Below are 232 nucleotides of genomic sequence, written 5' to 3' on the forward strand. Positions count from 1 at the left end.
CTCACCTAAATCCGTTGTACCAAAGTGAATTTCAGGCTCAGGGCCCGAAATTTTAGCATCCAGCTTTCTTTCAATAATTGAATTGTATCGACTGGCTACTTCTTCAAATTCTTTACAGTAAAGTTTAGCTTTAGCAGTTAACGTGTCGTAAATTGGGTATGGGTTAAAACTCTCTTTACGTACAATAGTAAAATGATGAGTGGCAAAGCGTTTTACAAAATTTAAGTTTTTA

At 34.9% G+C, this 232-nt stretch carries 1 pseudogene; it reads right to left on the minus strand.

Annotated elements, in window-relative coordinates:
- Nucleotides 1-232: pseudogene (locus CWB66_RS20245) on the minus strand (mechanosensitive ion channel family protein); the annotation flags it as partial.

Origin of the sequence: Pseudoalteromonas sp. S558 (assembly GCF_005886635.1) — a bacterium.
Taxonomy (GTDB): Bacteria; Pseudomonadota; Gammaproteobacteria; order Enterobacterales; family Alteromonadaceae; genus Pseudoalteromonas; species Pseudoalteromonas aliena.